At 60.5% G+C, this 19,336-nt stretch carries 16 protein-coding genes; 11 read left to right on the forward strand and 5 right to left on the reverse strand.

Annotated features, from left to right (window positions below):
• Window positions 1–171 precede the first annotated feature (171 nt).
• Genes AWM79_RS03710 through AWM79_RS03720 form a run of 3 tightly spaced genes read right to left on the reverse strand, consistent with a single transcriptional unit; the run spans window position 172 to window position 2,571 of the window.
• Window positions 172–585, reverse strand: coding sequence for a hypothetical protein (locus AWM79_RS03710; RefSeq protein ID WP_017130772.1), 414 nt, complete (start codon window positions 583–585; stop codon window positions 172–174).
• 8 nt (window positions 586–593) lie between these two features.
• A complete protein-coding gene (locus AWM79_RS03715) occupies window positions 594–1,022 on the reverse strand; it encodes a DNA polymerase III subunit chi (RefSeq protein WP_060782180.1) in 429 nt (142 codons plus the stop codon).
• Window positions 1,023–1,080: 58 nt separating this feature from the next.
• Window positions 1,081–2,571, reverse strand: a complete 1,491-nt coding sequence (locus AWM79_RS03720; RefSeq protein WP_017130774.1) for a leucyl aminopeptidase — start codon at window positions 2,569–2,571, stop codon at window positions 1,081–1,083.
• Window positions 2,572–2,856: 285 nt separating this feature from the next.
• Between AWM79_RS03720 and lptF the strand changes: the two genes are divergently transcribed.
• From lptF to pdxJ, 9 genes are all read left to right on the forward strand, one after another.
• Window positions 2,857–3,975 carry an LPS export ABC transporter permease LptF gene (gene lptF, locus AWM79_RS03725; protein ID WP_017130775.1) on the forward strand — a complete coding sequence of 373 codons (1,119 nt, stop codon included), beginning with the start codon at window positions 2,857–2,859 and terminating at the stop codon, window positions 3,973–3,975.
• Window positions 3,968–5,029, forward strand: a complete 1,062-nt coding sequence (gene lptG / locus AWM79_RS03730; protein ID WP_060782181.1) for an LPS export ABC transporter permease LptG — start codon at window positions 3,968–3,970, stop codon at window positions 5,027–5,029. The genes lptF and lptG overlap by 8 nt, the downstream gene beginning before the upstream one ends.
• 168 nt (window positions 5,030–5,197) lie before the next feature.
• Complete coding sequence (lepA, locus tag AWM79_RS03735) at window positions 5,198–6,997, forward strand: translation elongation factor 4 (RefSeq protein WP_017130776.1); 1,800 nt, start codon at window positions 5,198–5,200, stop codon at window positions 6,995–6,997.
• A 5-nt stretch (window positions 6,998–7,002) separates the two neighbouring features.
• Window positions 7,003–7,857 (forward strand): signal peptidase I, encoded by an 855-nt coding sequence (gene lepB / locus AWM79_RS03740; protein ID WP_017130777.1) that lies wholly within the window; start codon window positions 7,003–7,005, stop codon window positions 7,855–7,857.
• Window positions 7,858–7,922: 65 nt separating this feature from the next.
• Window positions 7,923–8,300 (forward strand): DUF4845 domain-containing protein, encoded by a 378-nt coding sequence (locus tag AWM79_RS03745; protein WP_017130778.1) that lies wholly within the window; start codon window positions 7,923–7,925, stop codon window positions 8,298–8,300.
• Window positions 8,297–8,986 (forward strand): ribonuclease III, encoded by a 690-nt coding sequence (rnc, locus tag AWM79_RS03750; RefSeq protein ID WP_017130779.1) that lies wholly within the window; start codon window positions 8,297–8,299, stop codon window positions 8,984–8,986. The genes AWM79_RS03745 and rnc overlap by 4 nt, the downstream gene beginning before the upstream one ends.
• A complete protein-coding gene (gene era / locus AWM79_RS03755) occupies window positions 8,979–9,881 on the forward strand; it encodes a GTPase Era (RefSeq protein ID WP_017130780.1) in 903 nt (300 codons plus the stop codon). The genes rnc and era overlap by 8 nt, the downstream gene beginning before the upstream one ends.
• Window positions 9,882–9,991: 110 nt before the next feature.
• Window positions 9,992–10,681, forward strand: a complete 690-nt coding sequence (gene recO / locus AWM79_RS03760) for a DNA repair protein RecO (RefSeq protein ID WP_017130781.1) — start codon at window positions 9,992–9,994, stop codon at window positions 10,679–10,681.
• Between the two features lie 51 nt (window positions 10,682–10,732).
• Window positions 10,733–11,479, forward strand: coding sequence for a pyridoxine 5'-phosphate synthase (gene pdxJ / locus AWM79_RS03765; protein ID WP_017130782.1), 747 nt, complete (start codon window positions 10,733–10,735; stop codon window positions 11,477–11,479).
• Window positions 11,480–11,517: 38 nt separating this feature from the next.
• Here the strand turns inward: pdxJ and mltF are convergent, their stop codons facing one another.
• Entirely contained in the window at window positions 11,518–12,978 is a 1,461-nt protein-coding gene (mltF, locus tag AWM79_RS03770) for a membrane-bound lytic murein transglycosylase MltF (RefSeq protein ID WP_017130783.1), read from the reverse strand.
• Between the two features lie 288 nt (window positions 12,979–13,266).
• On the opposite strand from mltF, the gene purL reads away from it, so the two are divergent.
• Both purL and AWM79_RS03780 read left to right on the forward strand, forming a co-directional pair.
• Window positions 13,267–17,163 carry a phosphoribosylformylglycinamidine synthase gene (purL, locus tag AWM79_RS03775; RefSeq protein WP_060782182.1) on the forward strand — a complete coding sequence of 1,299 codons (3,897 nt, stop codon included), beginning with the start codon at window positions 13,267–13,269 and terminating at the stop codon, window positions 17,161–17,163.
• Window positions 17,164–17,171: 8 nt separating this feature from the next.
• Window positions 17,172–17,483 carry a YqfO family protein gene (locus AWM79_RS03780; RefSeq protein ID WP_017130785.1) on the forward strand — a complete coding sequence of 104 codons (312 nt, stop codon included), beginning with the start codon at window positions 17,172–17,174 and terminating at the stop codon, window positions 17,481–17,483.
• Between the two features lie 138 nt (window positions 17,484–17,621).
• Here the strand turns inward: AWM79_RS03780 and nagE are convergent, their stop codons facing one another.
• Window positions 17,622–19,334: an N-acetylglucosamine-specific PTS transporter subunit IIBC gene (gene nagE, locus AWM79_RS03785; RefSeq protein WP_060782183.1), complete on the reverse strand. Its 1,713-nt coding sequence runs from the start codon at window positions 19,332–19,334 to the stop codon at window positions 17,622–17,624.
• Window positions 19,335–19,336 lie beyond the last annotated feature (2 nt).

The raw sequence follows: 19,336 nt of genomic DNA on the forward strand, positions 1-19,336 counted from the left end.
CGTAGAGTGAGGCGAGGGCTGGCGGTACAAATATGCGCGCTGGCTTTTCAGTCTCGGTCAGCTCAGAGAGTTTGCAATCGAGCGCGCTCACCACGAGGTCGCGCTCGGCGTCGATTTTTTTGCCAACGGGTATTGGAACAGGCCCTGCTTCCACAAGGTGGGCGAGATGCGTCAGGAAGGATACTGGCTCAGCAGGCGCTCCATCCGGGCTTCCAGGCGGCGTTTGATCTCGGTTTCGATGTGCGGGGCGAAGTCGTCGATCACATCCTGCATGATCAGTTGCGCGGCGGCGCGCAATTCGCTGTCCAGGTGCAACAGGGCGTCTTGGCCACTGGTTTTCAGCGGTTGCGCTGCCACGACGCCGACGGGCGCCGGTTGCGCTTCTACGGTGGGGGCGATCTCAGGGAGCGCGTCGGCTTCGGCTTTTTTGCTCACCCTGTCGAATAACAGCGGAATCTGCCCTTCGTTGGTCACCGCTTCGGTCAGCAGCGGTGGCTGCAGGGTGTCATCGCCCAGCAACTTGCGGATCGATTCGAGCTCATCAAGTAGCGGTGCAGCTTTTTGTGGTTGTTTTGGCGTGTCCATCGGGGTGCTCAAAATCGCTGTAGACGGTGATCTTGCAGAGGATATCCCTGTCCGCGGTAGAAGCGGAAACTCTCTCGCGCCGCCTGGCGGATCGCTGGGTCCTCCACCACCACTTCCGCCACGCGGGCAAAGCGCGAGGCAAAGGTCGGTACTTTCATGTCGAGGTTCACCAGCAGGTCCTGATGAGTGCCGGGGTCTTCGCCCAATCCCAGGACCACGCTGCCCTCGGGCTCGCTTTCCGCCGGGCCGTGGGGGATAAAACACTCGCCTTTGAAACGCCACAGACGGGCATCCAGCTCATCGCGCTGGCTGGCATCGCTGCAGTGCAGGTAAACCTTGTGTCCCAGGCGCCAGGCTTTTTCGGTCAGTTTGCAGGCAAAGTCCAGCCGCGCTGAAGGATCGGGGCTGGGCAGGATATAGAAGTCGACTTGGGTCATAGAGGCTCCTGAGCCATGGCGCCATCCTCCGCCGAGGAGGACGCCGTGGTCGGCAATGTCAGGCCTTGGCGCGATCCAGCAGGTACTGGGTCAGCAGGGGAACCGGACGACCGGTGGCGCCCTTGTCCTTGCCGCCGCTGGTCCAGGCCGTGCCGGCGATGTCCAGGTGAGCCCAGTTCAGGTTCTTGGTAAAGCGCGAAAGGAAGCAGGCGGCGGTGATGGTGCCGGCTTTCGGACCGCCGATGTTGGCGATGTCGGCGAACGGGCTGTCCAGTTGCTCCTGATACTCATCGAACAGTGGTAGTTGCCAGGCGCGGTCGTCGGCCTGGCGACCGGCGTTCAGCAATTGTTCGATCAGTTCGTCGTTGTTGCCCAGCAGGCCCGAAGTGTGGGCGCCGAGGGCAACGATGCAGGCGCCGGTCAGGGTGGCGATATCGATCACTGCCTGGGGCTTGAAACGCTCGACGTAGGTCAAGGCATCACACAACACCAGGCGGCCTTCGGCGTCGGTGTTGAGAATTTCCACGGTTTGGCCGCTGAGGGTGGTGACGATGTCACCCGGACGGCTCGCACCACCGCTTGGCATGTTTTCGGCGCAGGCCAGGATGCACACCAGGTTGATCGCCAGCTTCAGTTCCAGCACGGCTTGCAGGGTACCGAAGACGCTGGCGGCACCGCCCATGTCGTACTTCATTTCATCCATTGCGGCGCCTGGCTTGAGGCTGATGCCGCCGGTGTCGAAGGTAATACCTTTACCGACCAGGGCGAACGGCTTCTCGGATTTCTTGCCGCCGTGGTACTGCATGACGATCAGGCGTGGTGGTTGGTCGCTGCCCTGGCCTACCGCGTAGAACGAGCCCATGCCCAGTTCCTTGATCTTCTTCTCGTCGAAGATCTCGACCTTCAGGTCCTTGTAGGTCTTGCCCAGATGCTTGGCCTGCTCGGCGAGGTAGATGGGGTGGCAGATGTTCGGCGGGGTATTGCCCAGGTCGCGAGTAAAAGCCATGCCGTTGGCGATTGCCTTGGCATGGGTCACGGCGCGCTCGACTTCGGCTTGGGCGGCCTTGATGGTGACCAGGGTGATTTTCTTCAGGGCCTGCGGATCGGTTTTCTGGCTCTTATAGGCATCGAAACTGTATTCGCCATCCAGTAGGCTTTGTGCCAGGAGACGGGTTTTGCCGTAGCTGTCGCGGCCCTTGACCACCAGTTCGTCGAAGGCCAGCACGGCATCGCTGCCACCCAGGCCCTTGAGGGTGCCGAGGATGCCGGCGACGGTCTTGCGAAATGGCCGGTCGCCCAGCTCGGCGTCTTTGCCCACGCCCACCAGCAACACACGCTCGGCTTTCAGATTCGGCAGGCTCTGTAATAGCAGGCTTTGGCCGACCTTGCCGGCCAGGTCGCCGCGCTTGAGGATCGCACTGATGGCGCCGCCAGTCAGTTCATCGACTTTCTGCGCGACAGTACCCAGTTTGCGGCCTTCGCCGACAGCGAGTACCAGGGTGGCGGTTTTCAACGTTTCCGGGCTAACGCTCTTTACAACCAGTTCCATGTCTGGGTCCCTGAATAAAGGTTCAGTGGGCGCCGAGCGTGCGCTCCGCGTTGGGTGGCTTGGCAGCGCGGTAGCGTGCAAGCGACAAAGGCCGCAGTTTGAACCTCGCCGCCCGCCGCTGACAACCCTGCATTACAGCTTTGCGTGCGCGGTTGAGCGTGCGCAGTGACAGGGGCGGTCAATCACAGGATAATGTGCCATCTTTTTAGGCGGTCCACCGTGTGGGCCGATGTTGATTGCCTGCTTGTTCGGCCGCCTTAGCCTGACAACCCTGGAGTGTCTGGTTTGATCGTCTTTCGTTATCTGTCTCGCGAAGTCCTGGTTACATTGACTGCCGTCAGCGCCGTGCTGCTGGTGATCACCATGAGCGGGCGCTTCGTCAAGTTCCTCGCCCAGGCCGCTTCGGGCGCGCTAGATCCGGGAGCATTGTTCCTGATCATGGGCTTTCGCCTGCCTGGTTTCCTACAACTGATTCTGCCGTTGGGGTTGTTTCTCGGGATTTTGCTGGCCTATGGCCGGTTGTACCTGGAAAGCGAAATGACCGTGTTGTCCGCCACCGGCATGAGCCAGCGGCGGCTGCTCGGCATGACCATGGCGCCGGCCCTGCTGGTGGCTCTGTTGGTGGCCTGGTTGAGCCTGAGCCTGGCGCCCCAAGGGGCGTACCAGTTCCAACTGGTGCTCAACAAGCAGGATGCCCTGACCGAATTCGACACCTTGGAGCCAGGGCGCTTCCAGGCACTGAACGATGGTTCGCGGATCACCTACACGGAGAAGCTGTCGGATGACCGCACCCGCCTGGGCGGCGTGTTCATTTCGGAAAAGCGTCTCGGCCAGGACAAGAAAGACCGTGGCATCTCGGTGCTGGTCGCCGATCACGGGCGCCTGGAGGTCAAGCCTGACGGTAATCGTTACCTGATTCTCGAGAACGGCTACCGCTATGACGGCAGTCCGGGGCAGGCAGATTATCGCTCGATCAAATATGACACCTATGGCGTGCAGATGGAAAAACCGGAAATCAGCAACGAGGTGACCGACCGCGACGCCCTCGCGACCCGCGACCTGTGGGGTAGCAGCGAACGTAAGGCGATTGCCGAGCTGCAATGGCGTCTGTCGTTGCCGCTGCTGGTGTTTATCGTGACCCTCATGGCGGTGCCGCTGTCGCGGGTCAATCCGCGCCAGGGTCGCTTTCTCAAGCTGTTGCCGGCGATCTTGCTGTACATGGCGTACCTGACCATGCTGATTTCCGCCCGTGGTTCGCTGGAGAAAGGCCACCTGTCGCCACTGCTCGGCTTGTGGTGGGTGCATGGGTTGTTCTTGGTGATCGGCCTGGGGCTGCTGTATTGGGAACCGTTGCGTTTGAAGCTGGCGAGTCGCCGCCACCTGAAGGAGATGGCTCGTGGTTAAGCTCGACCGCTACATTGGCAGCACGGTATTCCTGGCGATCCTGGCGGTGCTCGGGATTATTCTGGGCCTGGCCTCGTTGTTTGCCTTTATCGACGAGATGGGCAATGTCAGCGACACCTACACATGGGGCGATATCCTCGGTTTTGTCGCGTTGACGGCGCCTCGTCGGGTCTACGACATGTTGCCGATGGCCGGCCTGATCGGTTGCCTGATTGGCCTGGGCAGCCTGGCAAGCAACAGCGAGCTGACCATCATGCGTGCAGCGGGTGTGTCCGTCGGGCGTATCGTCTGGGCGGTGATGAAGCCGATGTTGGTGCTGATGATCGTTGGCGTGTTGGTGGGCGAGTATGTGGCACCGGTCACCGAGAGCAAGGCCCAGGCCAATCGTGCACTGGCCCAGGGTTCGGGTGATGCCCAGAGCTCCAAGCATGGCCTGTGGCATCGCCAGGGCGATGAGTTCATCCATATCAACGCCGTGCAACCCCAAGGGCTGCTCTATGGGGTGACTCGCTATCATTTTGACGAGCAGCGGCATCTGCTGTCGTCGAGCTTCGCCAGGCAGGCCCGCTTCGACAAAGATCACTGGAACCTGACGGATGTCACCACCACCTATTTCCGGGGTGACCACACCGAGGTCATCAATACAGCGGAGGAGGTCTGGGGTGTATCCCTTAGCCCGAATCTGCTGAGTACCGTGGTGATGGTGCCCGAAGCACTGTCGATCAGCGGCCTGTGGGGTTACATCCATTACCTGTCGGAGCAGGGGCTGGCCAACGGCCGTTACTGGTTGGCGTTCTGGGTCAAGATCCTGCAGCCACTGGTCACGGGCGCGCTGGTGCTGATGGCGATCTCGTTCATCTTCGGTCCTTTGCGTTCGGTGACCTTGGGCCAGCGGGTGTTTACCGGCGTGCTGGTGGGCTTCACCTTCCGTATCGCCCAGGATCTGCTGGGGCCGTCGAGCCTGGTATTCGGCTTTTCGCCGCTGTTGGCGGTGCTGGTTCCGGCGGGAATCTGTGCCGTCGCCGGGCTCTGGCTGTTGCGTCGTGCCGGATAAGGCTGCCAACCACGTCAGGCTGGCCGAAAAAAAGCCTCTGCCGGTTAGCAGGGTTTTTTTGTGCCAGTCGCCTTGCCTGTGAGCGTGACGCCTAGGTCGCGCATCAGGTACAATTCCCGGCTATTTTTCGGCGGGCAGTCTGCCTGCAACCTTTTTGAGTGTTGACCCGTGAGTGATTTGAGTCATATCCGCAATTTCTCCATCATCGCCCACATTGACCATGGCAAGTCGACTCTGGCCGATCGCTTCATCCAGATGTGCGGCGGCCTTGCCGAGCGCGAAATGGAAGCGCAGGTGCTGGACTCCATGGACCTTGAGCGCGAGCGCGGGATCACCATCAAGGCCCACAGCGTTACCCTGTACTACAAAGCCAAAGACGGCATCACCTACCAGTTGAACTTCATCGATACCCCAGGCCACGTCGACTTCACCTACGAAGTCAGCCGTTCCTTGGCTGCCTGTGAAGGTGCATTGCTGGTGGTCGACGCCGGTCAGGGCGTCGAGGCCCAATCCGTCGCCAACTGCTATACGGCGATCGAGCAAGGCCTGGAAGTCATGCCGGTGCTGAACAAGATCGACCTGCCACAGGCCGAGCCCGAGCGGGTGAAGGAAGAAATCGAAAAAATCATCGGCATCGATGCCACCGACGCCGTCACCTGCAGCGCCAAGACCGGCCTGGGTGTCGATGAGGTACTTGAGCGCCTGGTCGCCACGATCCCCGCACCGACCGGCAATATCGAAGATCCGCTGCAAGCGTTGATCATCGACTCCTGGTTCGACAACTACCTGGGCGTGGTATCCCTGGTGCGCGTGCGCCACGGTCGCGTGAAGAAGGGCGACAAGATCCTGGTCAAGTCCACCGGCAAGATGCACTTGGTCGACAGCGTTGGCGTGTTCAATCCCAAGCACACCGCCACCGTCGACCTGAAGGCTGGCGAAGTGGGCTTTATCATCGCCGGTATCAAGGACATTCATGGTGCGCCGGTGGGGGATACCCTGACCCTGAGCACCACTCCCGATGTCGACGTGCTGCCGGGCTTCAAACGCATCCAGCCACAGGTTTACGCCGGCCTGTTCCCGGTCAGCTCCGACGATTTCGAAGACTTTCGCGAAGCCCTGCAAAAGCTCACGTTGAACGATTCCTCGCTGCAGTACACGCCGGAAAGCTCCGACGCCCTGGGCTTCGGCTTTCGTTGCGGGTTCCTCGGCATGCTGCACATGGAGATCATCCAGGAGCGCCTGGAGCGCGAGTACGACCTGGACCTGATCACCACCGCGCCGACGGTCATCTTCGAGCTCAAGCTCAAGAACGGCGAAACTATCTACGTTGACAACCCGTCCAAGCTGCCGGACCTGTCCGCCATCGAAGACATGCGCGAACCGATCGTGCGGGCCAATATCCTGGTACCGCAGGAACATCTGGGCAACGTCATTACACTGTGTGTCGAAAAACGCGGGCTCCAGCATGACATGCTGTTCCTCGGCTCGCAGGTGCAAGTCACCTATGATCTGCCGATGAACGAAGTGGTCCTGGACTTTTTCGATCGCCTCAAATCCACCAGTCGCGGCTATGCCTCGCTGGATTATCACTTCGATCGCTACCAATCAGCTAATCTGGTCAAGCTGGATGTGCTGATCAACGGTGAGAGGGTCGACGCCTTGGCGTTGATCGTGCATCGTGACAACGCGCACTACAAAGGGCGTGCGTTGACCGAAAAGATGAAAGAACTGATTCCTCGTCAGATGTTCGATGTTGCCATCCAGGCCGCCATTGGCGGGCAGATCGTGGCGCGCACAACTGTCAAGGCGCTCAGAAAGAACGTACTGGCCAAATGCTATGGTGGTGACGTTAGCCGCAAGCGCAAGCTGTTGGAAAAGCAGAAGGCCGGTAAAAAACGCATGAAGCAAGTAGGCAACGTGGAAATTCCACAGGAAGCCTTCCTTGCGGTGCTCAAGTTGGATAGTTAGGTCCTATGTCACTCAATTTCCCGCTGTTGCTGGTTATCGCCGTCGCCGTCTGCGGTTTGTTGGCGTTGCTCGATCTGGTCTTTCTGGCGCCACGTCGGCGTGCTGCGATCTCCACCTACCAGGGCAGCGTCTCGCAGCCCGAGGCCGAGGTGGTCGAGAAGCTGAACAAGGAGCCTTTGCTGGTTGAGTACGGCAAATCCTTCTTCCCGGTGCTATTCATCGTGCTGGTGTTGCGCTCGTTTCTGGTCGAACCGTTCCAGATTCCATCCGGCTCGATGAAACCGACCCTGGATGTCGGTGACTTCATCCTGGTGAACAAGTTCTCCTATGGGATCCGCTTGCCGGTGATCGACAAGAAAGTGATCCAGATGGGTGATCCCAAGCGCGGCGATGTGATGGTGTTTCGCTACCCCAGCGATCCGAATGTCAATTACATCAAGCGTGTAGTCGGGCTGCCGGGTGACGTGGTGCGTTACACCAGCGACAAGAAGTTGTTCGTCAACGGCGAGTCCGTGGCCCAGCAACTGGTGGGCAGCGAGCCCGGCATGCTCGGCAGTGCCGAAATCTACAAAGAGAAGCTGGGCGCCGCCGAACACCTGATCCGTCAAGAGATGGGCCGTTATCGCGCGCCGCCTGACCATGAGTGGAAAGTGCCTGCCGGGCACTATTTCATGATGGGCGACAACCGCGACAACTCCAACGACAGTCGCTATTGGGATGATCCCAATATTCCCAAGGAGGAACAGGGCATGGTTCCCGACGAGAATATCGTCGGCAAGGCCTTCGCGGTCTGGATGAGCTGGCCTGATCCGAAGTTCAGCCACCTGCCGAATTTCTCGCGGGTCGGCCTGATCAAGTAACCCAAGCGGCGCTGTGAATACGGCGCCGAATGCTTTTCAGGTGCTTGAACAATATGAGAGCAACGATGAAATCCGCCGCTTCCCAGAAAGGTCTGTCGTTTTTTGGCTGGTTGTTGGCGCTGGCGCTGGTTGCCTTTGTCGCCAGCACGGCATTCAAGTTGGTCCCACATTACCTCGACTACCTGTCGATGAAGAAAATCATCATGTCGGTGGAAACCGACAAGGTAGCGGGCGTCATCACCGTCAGCGACTTTTACACTCATGTTGCCCGCGGTATGCAGGTCAACAGTATTCAGGATGTGGATTTGAACAAAGCGTTAAGCGTGACGGTGGAGAACAATCGGTTCCTCGCCCATTTGAAATACGAGCAGCGTGATCCACTGATCCAAAACATCGATCTGGTGGTCAAGTTCGACCACGAATTCAGCGTGGGTAAACCGTGACCGTGTCCTTGAGCCGTCTCGAGCGTCAGCTCGGCTATACCTTCAAGGATCAGGAGCTGATGGTCCTGGCCCTGACTCATCGCAGTTTTGCCGGGCGCAACAACGAGCGCCTGGAGTTTCTCGGTGACGCAATTCTCAACTTCGTGGCCGGTGAGGCGCTGTTCGATCGCTTTCCACAGGCCCGTGAAGGCCAGTTATCGCGTTTGCGCGCACGCCTGGTAAAAGGTGAAACACTGGCGGTACTGGCCCGTGGTTTCGAATTGGGCGATTACCTGCGTCTGGGCTCCGGTGAGTTGAAGAGTGGTGGTTTTCGCCGTGAGTCGATCCTGGCCGATGCCCTGGAAGCGCTGATCGGTGCGATCTATCTCGACGCGGGCATGGACATGGCCCGCGAGCGTGTGCTCGCCTGGTTGACCTCGGAGTTCGACAGCCTGACGCTGGTGGACACCAACAAAGACCCCAAGACCCGTTTGCAGGAATTCCTGCAGTCGCGTGCCTGTGAACTGCCGCGCTACGAAGTGGTGGATATCCAGGGTGAACCGCATTGCCGGATGTTCTTCGTCGAATGCGAAATCACTCTATTGAATGAAAAAAGCCGAGGACAAGGCGTGAGCCGTCGTATTGCCGAACAGGTAGCGGCCGCTGCTGCATTGATCGCCCTGGGCGTGGAGAATGGTAATGACTGATTCAACTGCAACACGCTGCGGCTACGTCGCCATCGTTGGCCGGCCGAACGTGGGCAAATCCACGCTGCTGAACCATATTCTTGGACAAAAGCTGGCGATCACTTCGCGCAAGCCTCAAACCACCCGCCACAACATGCTCGGGATCAAGACCGAGGGCACCATCCAGGCGGTCTACGTCGACACACCAGGCATGCACAAAGGTGGCGAGAAGGCGCTGAACCGTTACATGAACAAGACAGCCTCGGCGGCGTTGAAAGACGTCGATGTGGTGATCTTTGTCGTCGACCGCACCCGCTGGACCGAAGAGGACCAGATGGTCCTGGAGCGGATCCAGTACGTCGAAGGTCCGGTGATTGTCGCGTTGAACAAGACGGACCGAATCGAAGACAAAGCCGAGTTGATGCCGCATCTGACCTGGTTGCAGGAGCAGTTGCCGAACGCGCAGATCGTGCCGATCTCCGCCCAGCAAGGGCATAACCTCGATGCCCTGGAAGGCCTGATTGCCCAGCATCTGCCGGAAAATCAGCATTTCTTCCCGGAAGACCAGATCACCGACCGTAGCAGCCGTTTCCTCGCCGCTGAGTTGGTGCGCGAGAAAATCATGCGCCAGCTAGGCGCGGAACTGCCTTACCAGATCACCGTGGAAATCGAAGAGTTCAAGCAGCAAGGCAAGACCTTGCATATCCATGCGCTGATCCTCGTGGAACGTGACGGTCAGAAGAAGATCATCATTGGTGACAAGGGCGAGCGCATCAAGCGCATCGGCACCGAGGCACGCAAGGACATGGAACTGCTGTTCGACGCCAAGATCATGCTTAACCTGTGGGTCAAGGTGAAGGGCGGCTGGTCCGACGACGAGCGAGCGCTGCGCTCGTTGGGTTATGGCGATCTGTAACACGGCACCCTGTGGCTAAGCACGCGCTCTGGTGGCGAGCGGGCAAGCCTGCTCGCCACCATCAGTTTGCCCGCCACACGTAGTATCCTTTCAGAGACATTCATACGCCGATGTCCACCCAGCCCCCTCCCGGCCAACCGGCCTACGTCCTGCACTCCCGTGCTTACCGCGAAAGCAGTGCGCTGGTGGATTTCATCACCCCACAAGGCCGGCTTCGTGCGGTACTACGCGGTGCGCGGGGCAAAGCCGGGACTCTGGCGCGACCCTTCGTGCCCCTTGAAGTCGAGTTTCGCGGTCGCGGCGAATTGAAGAACGTTGGTCGCATGGAAAGCGCAGGCGTCTCCACCTGGCTCAACGGCGAAGCACTGTTCAGCGGCCTCTACCTCAATGAACTGCTGATCCGCCTGCTGCCCGCCGAAGATCCGCACCCGGCGGTCTTCGACCATTATGCCGCGACCTTACTCGCCCTTGCCGAAGGGCGTGCGCTGGAACCGCTGTTGCGCTCGTTTGAATGGCGACTGCTGGACGATCTCGGCTACGGCTTTGCCCTGGACGTGGATATCCATGGCGAACCACTGGCGGCGGACGGTTTGTATCGCCTGCAAGTCGATGCCGGTCTTGAGCGGGTCTACCTGCTGCAACCCGGATTGTTCCAGGGCACCGAGCTGTTGGCGATGGCCGAAGCCGACTGGAGCGCGGTCGGAGCTCTGCCGGCGGCCAAGCGCCTGATGCGCCAGGCGCTGGCGGTGCATTTGGGGGGCAAGCCGCTGATTAGTCGCGAGTTGTTTCGAAAGCCCTGAGATCCCCGTGTATGCTGTGGGGCGAATCCTCAACTGTTCAGGAGCCTTCCAGTGACCACCCGCACCCGCATTCTTCTTGGCGTTAATATCGACCACGTAGCGACTTTGCGTCAGGCCCGGGGCACGCGTTACCCCGATCCGGTCAAGGCCGCGCTGGATGCCGAAGAGGCGGGGGCCGATGGGATCACCGTACACCTGCGTGAAGATCGCCGGCATATCCAGGAGCGTGATGTGCTGCTGCTCAAGGATGTGCTGCAAACCCGCATGAACTTTGAAATGGGCGTGACCGAAGAAATGATGGTGTTTGCCGAACGTATTCGTCCGGCGCATATCTGTCTGGTCCCGGAAACCCGTCAGGAACTGACGACCGAAGGCGGCCTGGATGTGGCCGGGCAGGAGGCGCGGATCAAGGCGGCGGTGGAGCGCTTGAGCAGGATTGGCAGTGAAGTCTCCTTGTTCATCGATGCCGACGAGCAGCAGATTGCCGCGTCCAAGCGGGTCGGGGCTCCGGCGATCGAATTGCACACCGGGCGTTATGCCGATGCCCAAACCCCAAGCGAGGTGGCCGAGGAGCTGAAGCGAATCGCCGATGGAGTGGCCTTTGGCGTGTCCCAGGGGTTGATCGTGAACGCCGGGCACGGCCTGCATTATCACAACGTCGAGGCAGTGGCGGCGATCCCTGGAATCAATGAATTGAACATCGGCCACGCGCTGGTGGCCCATGCGTTGTTTGTCGGTTTCAAGGGCGCGGTATCGGAAATGAAGGCGCTGATCCTGGCGGCTGCGGCCAAGGCCTGAGATCATTCCTGGCTTCTTGCCGCATGATCATGGCGAGCTTATAGCTGCGGCGATTGCTCGGTTGGTTTGGTCTTGTCGACGCCTGGCACATGCAGGGCACTTTCCGTCACCTGGCTGCCTTCCAACTGCGGTTGGGTCACCCAGGTCAGGATGTCGTAATAGCGACGGATGTTGGCGACGAAATGCACCGGCTCGCCGCCGCGGGCGTAGCCGTAGCGAGTCTTGCTGTACCACTGCTTTTGCGCCAGGCGTGGCAGCATTTTCTTCACATCCAGCCATTTGTTCGGGTTCAGACCTTCGTTTTCGGCCAGTTTGCGGGCATCGTCCAGATGACCGCCGCCGACGTTGTAGGCGGCCAAGGCAAACCAGGTGCGATCCGGCTCCTCGATTTTCTCATCGAGCAGGTCCTTCACGTAGGCCAGGTACTTGGCGCCGCCACTGATGCTTTGTTTGGCGTCCAGGCGGTTAGATACACCCATGGCCTGGGCGGTGCTCTGGGTCAGCATCATCAGGCCGCGCACGCCGGTCTTGGAAGTGACGCCCGGTTGCCATAGCGACTCCTGATAGCCGATGGCTGCGAGCAGGCGCCAGTCGATCTTTTCTTCCTTGGCCGAGGCCTGGAAGTATTTCTCGTATTTGGGCAGCCGTTGCTGCAGGTGCTGAGCGAAGGTATAGGCGCCGACATAGCCGAGGACGTCGACGTGCCCGTAATAACGGTCTTTCAAGCGTTGCAGAGTATCGTTCTTCTGTACCTTGTCGAGGTAGGCGTTGATCTCGTTGAGCAGGCTATTGTCTTCTCCCGGGGCGACCGCCCAGCGTTGGTTGCGGACGTCGCCGAGGTCGAAGGCGACCCGCACGTTGGGGAAGTAGACCTGGTTCATCGCCACTTCGTTGGAGTCCACCAGGGTCAGGTCGATCTGGCCCTCATCAACCATGCGCAATAGGTCGATCACTTCGACGGCGTCGGATTCTTCGTATTCTATTGCGGGATTTTGCTTCTTCAGTTCGGCCAACTGTTCCGCGTGGGGGCTGCCTTTCAATACTGTGATGCGTTTGCCCACCAGATTCGCGGGGGTGGTGGGGCGGGATTGGCCGTTACGGTAGATGACTTGCGGGGTGACTTCCAGATAAGGGTGGGAAAAGCGCGCCTGTTGCTTGCGTTGATCGCTGCCTACCAGGCCGGCGGCTGCCAGGACCGGGCCGTTGGGTTGGCCCAGTTGCTTGAACAGATCGTCAAAATTGTCGGCGGTTTCGATCTGGAGCTTGACCCCCAGGTCATCGGCGAAGCGCTTGACCAGCTCGTATTCGAAGCCGGTTTCGCCGTTGCGATCCTGGAAGTAGGTCGCCGGGCTGTTGCGGGTGATCACGCGCAGTACGCCATCCTCCTTTATGCGCTCAAGCGTGCTGGGTTTTTCAACACAGGCACCGAGCATCAGGAAGAGTCCGGTTGCGATGAGCCACTTGGCGCAACGCGGGCGGAAAGTCGTTTGGGAAAACATGTGCGCAGTATACGCAAAGGACCCCGGCCGCCATATCTCGACAGATGGGTGTCGGTCTGCTAGCGCAACCCGGATAGTGCTGAAGACCTCGGAAATGGGGCGTGGCGCCGGGGGAAACGGAGCAAAAATAACCGCTCCGGATGTCCTTGATGCCTATTAATAATAAGCAGGCCCACCCGGACCGACGTCTGGCGCACGGCAAACGTGCCGTTTCGGGTGTCGTGGCGGGCGGTTTAGGCTAGAATGCACGGCCTCAAAGCACACCCCCTTCCCGAGGCTGTCCCGAAGATGTTGATCCTGCGCGGTGCTCCTGCCCTTTCCGCCTTTCGCCACGGCAAACTTCTTGAGCAACTTAGCCGATGCGTTCCGGCTGTCAGTGGCTTGTATGCCGAGTTCGCCCATTTCGCCGAAGTCACCGGTGTTCTGACGGACGACGAACAGCAAGTGCTGGCCCGTCTTCTGAAATACGGCCCGAGCGTGCCGGTTCAGGAGCCTGACGGCCGTTTGTTCCTGGTGTTGCCGCGTTTTGGCACTATTTCGCCATGGTCAAGCAAGGCCAGCGACATTGCTCGCAACTGCGGCCTGGGGAAAATTCAGCGTCTGGAGCGCGGTATTGCCTTCTACGTCGCCGGCCAGTTCAGCGACGCCGAAGCCGAGCTGATCAGCGCCAACCTGCATGACCGCATGACCCAACTGGTGCTGACCAATCTGGAGCAGGCCGCCGGCCTGTTCAGCCATGCCGAGCCCAAGCCGCTGACGGCCGTGGATGTCCTCGGTGGGGGGCGTGCCGCGCTGGAAAAGGCCAACCTCGAGTTGGGCCTGGCCTTGGCCGAAGACGAAATCGATTACCTGGTGAATGCGTTCATTGGTCTCAAGCGCAATCCGCATGATATCGAACTGATGATGTTCGCCCAGGCTAACTCCGAGCACTGTCGTCATAAAATTTTCAACGCCAGTTGGGATATTGATGGCCAAAGCCAGGAAAAAAGCCTGTTTGGCATGATCAAGAACACCTACGTGATGCACAGCGAAGGTGTTCTGTCGGCCTACAAGGACAACGCCTCGGTGATCGTTGGCCATGTCGCCGGTCGCTTCTTCCCGGACCCCGAGACCCGCCAGTACGGCGCGGTGCAGGAGCCGGTGCACATCCTGATGAAAGTCGAGACCCACAACCACCCGACTGCGATTGCCCCGTTTCCGGGCGCCTCCACCGGCTCCGGTGGCGAGATTCGCGACGAAGGTGCCACCGGACGCGGCGCCAAGCCGAAAGCCGGCCTCACCGGTTTCAGCGTATCCAACCTGCGCATTCCCGGCTTTGAGCAACCTTGGGAAGTGTCTTATGGCAAGCCCGAGCGTATCGTCACCGCGCTGGACATCATGATCGAAGGCCCGCTGGGTGGCGCGGCGTTCAACAACGAGTTCGGTCGTCCGGCCCTGACCGGTTACTTCCGTACCTTCGAACAATCCATCACCACCCCGCGTGGCGAGGAAGTGCGCGGCTATCACAAGCCGATCATGCTCGCTGGCGGCATGGGTAACATCCGCGCCGAGCACGTGCAGAAAAGCGAAATCAGCGTCGGCTCCAAACTGATCGTACTCGGTGGCCCGGCGATGCTGATCGGCCTGGGCGGCGGCGCGGCGTCCTCAATGGCCACCGGCACCAGCTCGGCGGACCTGGACTTTGCTTCGGTACAACGGGAAAACCCGGAAATGGAGCGCCGTTGCCAGGAAGTGATCGACCGTTGCTGGCAGTTGGGCGACAAGAACCCCATCAGCTTTATCCATGACGTCGGCGCGGGCGGCCTGTCCAATGCCTTCCCGGAGCTGGTCAATGACGGCAACCGTGGTGGCCGTTTTGAACTGCGCAATATTCCCAACGACGAGCCTGGCATGGCCCCGCACGAAATCTGGAGCAACGAATCCCAGGAGCGTTACGTCCTGGCGGTCGATGCCGCCGATTTCGAGCGCTTCAAGGCGATCTGCGAACGCGAGCGCTGCCCGTTCGCGGTCGTCGGTGAGGCCACCGCCGAACCGCAACTGACAGTCACCGATAGCCACTTCGGCAACAGCCCGGTGGACATGCCCCTCGAAGTGCTGCTGGGCAAGGCTCCGCGCATGCACCGTTCGGCGGTTCGCGAAACCGAGCTGGGCGACGATTTCGATCCGAGCAGCCTGGCGATTGCCGACTGCATCGAGCGCGTCCTGCACCATCCAGCCGTGGCGAGCAAGAGCTTCCTGATCACCATCGGCGACCGCACCATCACCGGCCTGGTTGCCCGCGACCAGATGGTTGGGCCATGGCAGGTCCCGGTGGCTGACGTCGCCGTCACCGCCACCAGTTTCGACGTCTACACCGGTGAAGCCATGGCCATGGGCGAGCGTACCCCGCTGGCCTTGCTCAATGCCCCGGCGTCCGGTCGCATGGCGATCGGCGAGACCCTGACCAACCTATCGGCCTCGCGCATCGGCAAGATTTCCGATATCAAGCTCTCGGCCAACTGGATGTCGGCGGCCGGTCATCCGGGTGAAGATGCTCGCCTGTATGACACGGTAAAAGCGGTGGGGATGGAACTGTGCCCTGAGCTGGGCATCACCATTCCAGTGGGCAAGGACTCGATGTCCATGGCCACTCGCTGGAACGACGAAGGGGTCGACAAGAGCGTCACCTCGCCGTTGTCGCTGATCGTGACCGGCTTTGCGCCGGTGCTCGATATCCGCCAGACCCTGACGCCTGAACTGCGCATGGATAAGGGCGTTACCGACCTGATCCTGATCGACTTGGGGCGCGGCCAGAACCGCATGGGGGCATCGATTCTCGCCCAAGTGCATGGCCAGCTCGGCAAACAGGCGCCGGACGTCGATGATGCGGAAGACCTCAAGGCTTTCTTCGCTGTGATCCAGGGGCTCAACGCCGACGGTCACTTGTTGGCCTACCATGACCGTTCCGACGGTGGCCTGCTGGTTAGTGCAGTGGAAATGGCCTTCGCCGGCCACTGCGGCCTGAACCTGAACCTCGATGGCGTGGCGGAAAGTGCCGCCGAGATCGCGGCCATCCTGTTCAACGAGGAGCTGGGTGCGGTGATCCAGGTTCGCCAGGATGCGACTGCGGACGTGCTGGCGCAGTTCAGCGCCGCTGGCCTGGGCGATTGCGTGGCGGTGATCGGCCAGCCATTGAACAACGGCGAAGTCAGCATCACCTTCAACGGCGACACGGTGTTCGCCGGCGAGCGTCGTCTGCTGCAACGCCAGTGGGCGCAAACCAGTTACCGGATCCAGCGCCTGCGTGACAACGCCCACTGCGCCGACCAGGAATTCGACCTGCTGCTCGACGAGAGCAACCCTGGGCTGAGCTACAAGACGCGCTTCGACGTCAACCAGGACATCGCCGCGCCCTACATCAAGAAGGGCCTTCGCCCGCAGGTGGCGATACTGCGCGAGCAGGGTGTCAACGGCCAGGTGGAAATGGCGGCGGCGTTCGATCGTGCCGGCTTCAATGCCATTGACGTGCACATGAGCGATATCCTCGCCGGTCGTGTCGACCTGAACGCCTTCAAGGGCCTGGTCGCCTGTGGCGGCTTCTCCTACGGCGACGTCCTGGGTGCCGGTGAAGGCTGGGCTAAGTCGGCGCTGTTCAACGCCCGTGCCCGTGATGCCTTCCAGGGCTTCTTCGAGCGCAGCGACAGCTTCACCCTTGGCGTGTGCAACGGTTGCCAGATGCTGTCCAACCTGCACGAATTGATTCCGGGCAGCGAGTTCTGGCCGCACTTCGTGCGCAACCGTTCCGAGCAATTCGAGGCGCGGGTGGCGATGGTGCAGATCCAGGAGTCGAACTCGATCTTTCTGCAGGGTATGGCCGGTTCGCGCATGCCGATTGCCATCGCCCATGGCGAGGGTTATGCCGAATTCGACAGCGAAGAAGCCCTGCTGCAAGCCGACTTGTCGGGTTGCGTGGCCATGCGCTTTGTCGACAACTATGGCAAGGTCACCGAAACTTACCCGGCCAACCCGAACGGTTCGCCGCGTGGGATCACCGGACTGACCAGCCGTGACGGTCGCGTCATGATCATGATGCCGCACCCTGAGCGGGTGTTCCGCGCTGTGCAGAACTCCTGGCGTTCGCAAGACTGGAGCGAAGACGCACCCTGGTTGCGTATGTTCCGTAGCGCTCGCGTCTGGGTCGACTGAGTCGCGTCATGTACAAGCTCAGCTTTTTTGTTCCGCCAAGCCATGTGGAGCAGGTCAAGAGCGCCGTATTCGCCGCCGGTGGCGGACGGATCGGCGCCTATGACCACTGCGCCTGGCAGGTGTTGGGTCAGGGCCAATTTCGCCCGTTGGACGCCAGCCAGCCGTTTCTCGGGCAAACCGGGGTGGTCGAGCAGGTGGCGGAATGGAAGGTTGAGCTGGTCGTGGAGGATGCGCTGATCGAAACCGTGGTCACGGCCCTCAAGCACAGTCACCCTTACGAGACGCCGGCCTATGAGGTCTGTCGTCTCGCCGATTTTTGATAGCCGGATCGTTCCTTCGATCAGGGCTACGCCTTAACGGCTGCTGCACCCCCGCCTCGGAATGGAGGCGGGGAGCGTTGGCCGGACCAGCGCTCACTCACGCAAAAGTCTTCGGGAAATCGGGACGGCTGTACGACATCAGGACGATAGTGCCGAAGGTCTCTTGAGATTCAGTGCGGGGGCCAGCGCTTCGCTCATCCCGCCAGCGCGATTGCCCACCAACAGATGCCAGACGCCTTTGTCCAGTTGGCTGACACCCTGGCAGCCTAATGTCTTCAACGCCTTTTCCGACAAGCGCTGATCTTCCTCCAGCCTGACCCGTAGGCGGGTCATCGCCACGCATTCCAATTGCAGCACATTGGCCTTGCCGCCCAGTGCGGCGAGCCATTGTCGTACCTGCTGCGCGGTCAGCGGTTCCTGGGCGCTCGCCTGGTCGGCAACGGCGCGTACTGGCGACGCCGCGGTGGGCAGTGCCAGGCGAATCTCATCGGCGATACTGTCCGCCAACGGTCCGACCACCACCTGCAAGCTGCCAGCATGGCCGGGGCGCACCACAGCCATAGCGCCGAGTGCCTTGAGATCGACATCCACAGCCTTATTGCGATCCAGCAGCTCTACCCGCAACCGTGTGGTGCAGGCGCCCACCGTCACCAGGTTATCGGCCCCGCCCAGCGCCTGGATGTAAGCTAAGGCGCGCTGGTTTTCGCTGAGTGCCTTGGCCGTTACCGTGTTGCCGATGGGTTCGCGCCCTGGGGTCTTCAGGTCGAAACGACGGATGCAGAAATCGAACACGAAATAGTAGACCAGCGCATAGGCCAGCCCTACCGGCAGCACCCGCCAGCCGTTGGTGGACTTGCCCCAACCCAGTGCCATGTCAATGGCGCCACCGGAAAAGGTGAACCCCAGGTGGATGTTGAGCAGGTTGGTGATGGCCATCGAGAGTCCGGTGAGCAGCGCATGCAGCACATAGAGCAGCGGCGCGAGGAACATGAAGGCGAACTCGATGGGTTCGGTCACCCCGGTCAGGAACGAGGTCAAGGCCATCGACAGCAGGATTCCGCCCATCAGCTTGCGGCGCTCGGGTAAGGCGTTGCGATACATCGCCAGGCAGGCGGCGGGCAGGCCGAAGATCATCACCGGGAACATGCCGGTCATGAACTGGCCGGCTTTCGGGTCGCCGGCGAAGTAGCGCGCCAGGTCGCCAGTGATTATGCGACCGGTCTCCAGATCGGTGAAGCTGCCGAAGACAAACCACATCATGTTGTTGAGGATATGGTGCAATCCGGTGACGATCAGCAGGCGGTTGAAAACGCCGAAAATAAACGCGCCAATGCTGCCGCTTTCGACCAGCAACAAGCCCAGGCTGTTGATGGCGCTTTGGATCGGCGGCCAGATCAGCCCGAAGATCACCCCCAGGCCCACCGCCGAAAAGCCGGTGACGATCGGCACGAATCGCCGTCCGCCGAAGAAGGCCAGGTATTCCGGCAGCTTGATATCCTTGAAGCGGTTATACAGTGCGCCGCCGAGCAGGCCACTGATGATCCCCGCGAGCATGCCCATGTTGATGCTACTGTCGAGCACCTGGAGCGTGGAGCTCATCACCAGGTAGCCGATGGCGCCCGCCAGCCCGGCGGTGCCGCTGTTGTCGCGGGCAAAACCCACGGCGATGCCGATGGCGAAGATCAGCGCCAGATGGGTGAAAATGGTGTTGCCGGCATCGTGGATGATCGCAATATTTAGCAGGTCGGTATCACCCAGGCGCAGCAACAGGCCGGCAATCGGCAGGATGGCGATGGGCAGCATCAGTGCGCGGCCCAGGCGTTGCAGACCCTCGATAAACAACTGGTACATGG

The sequence above is a fragment of the Pseudomonas agarici genome (assembly GCF_001543125.1).
Lineage (GTDB): Bacteria > Pseudomonadota > Gammaproteobacteria > Pseudomonadales > Pseudomonadaceae > Aquipseudomonas > Aquipseudomonas agarici.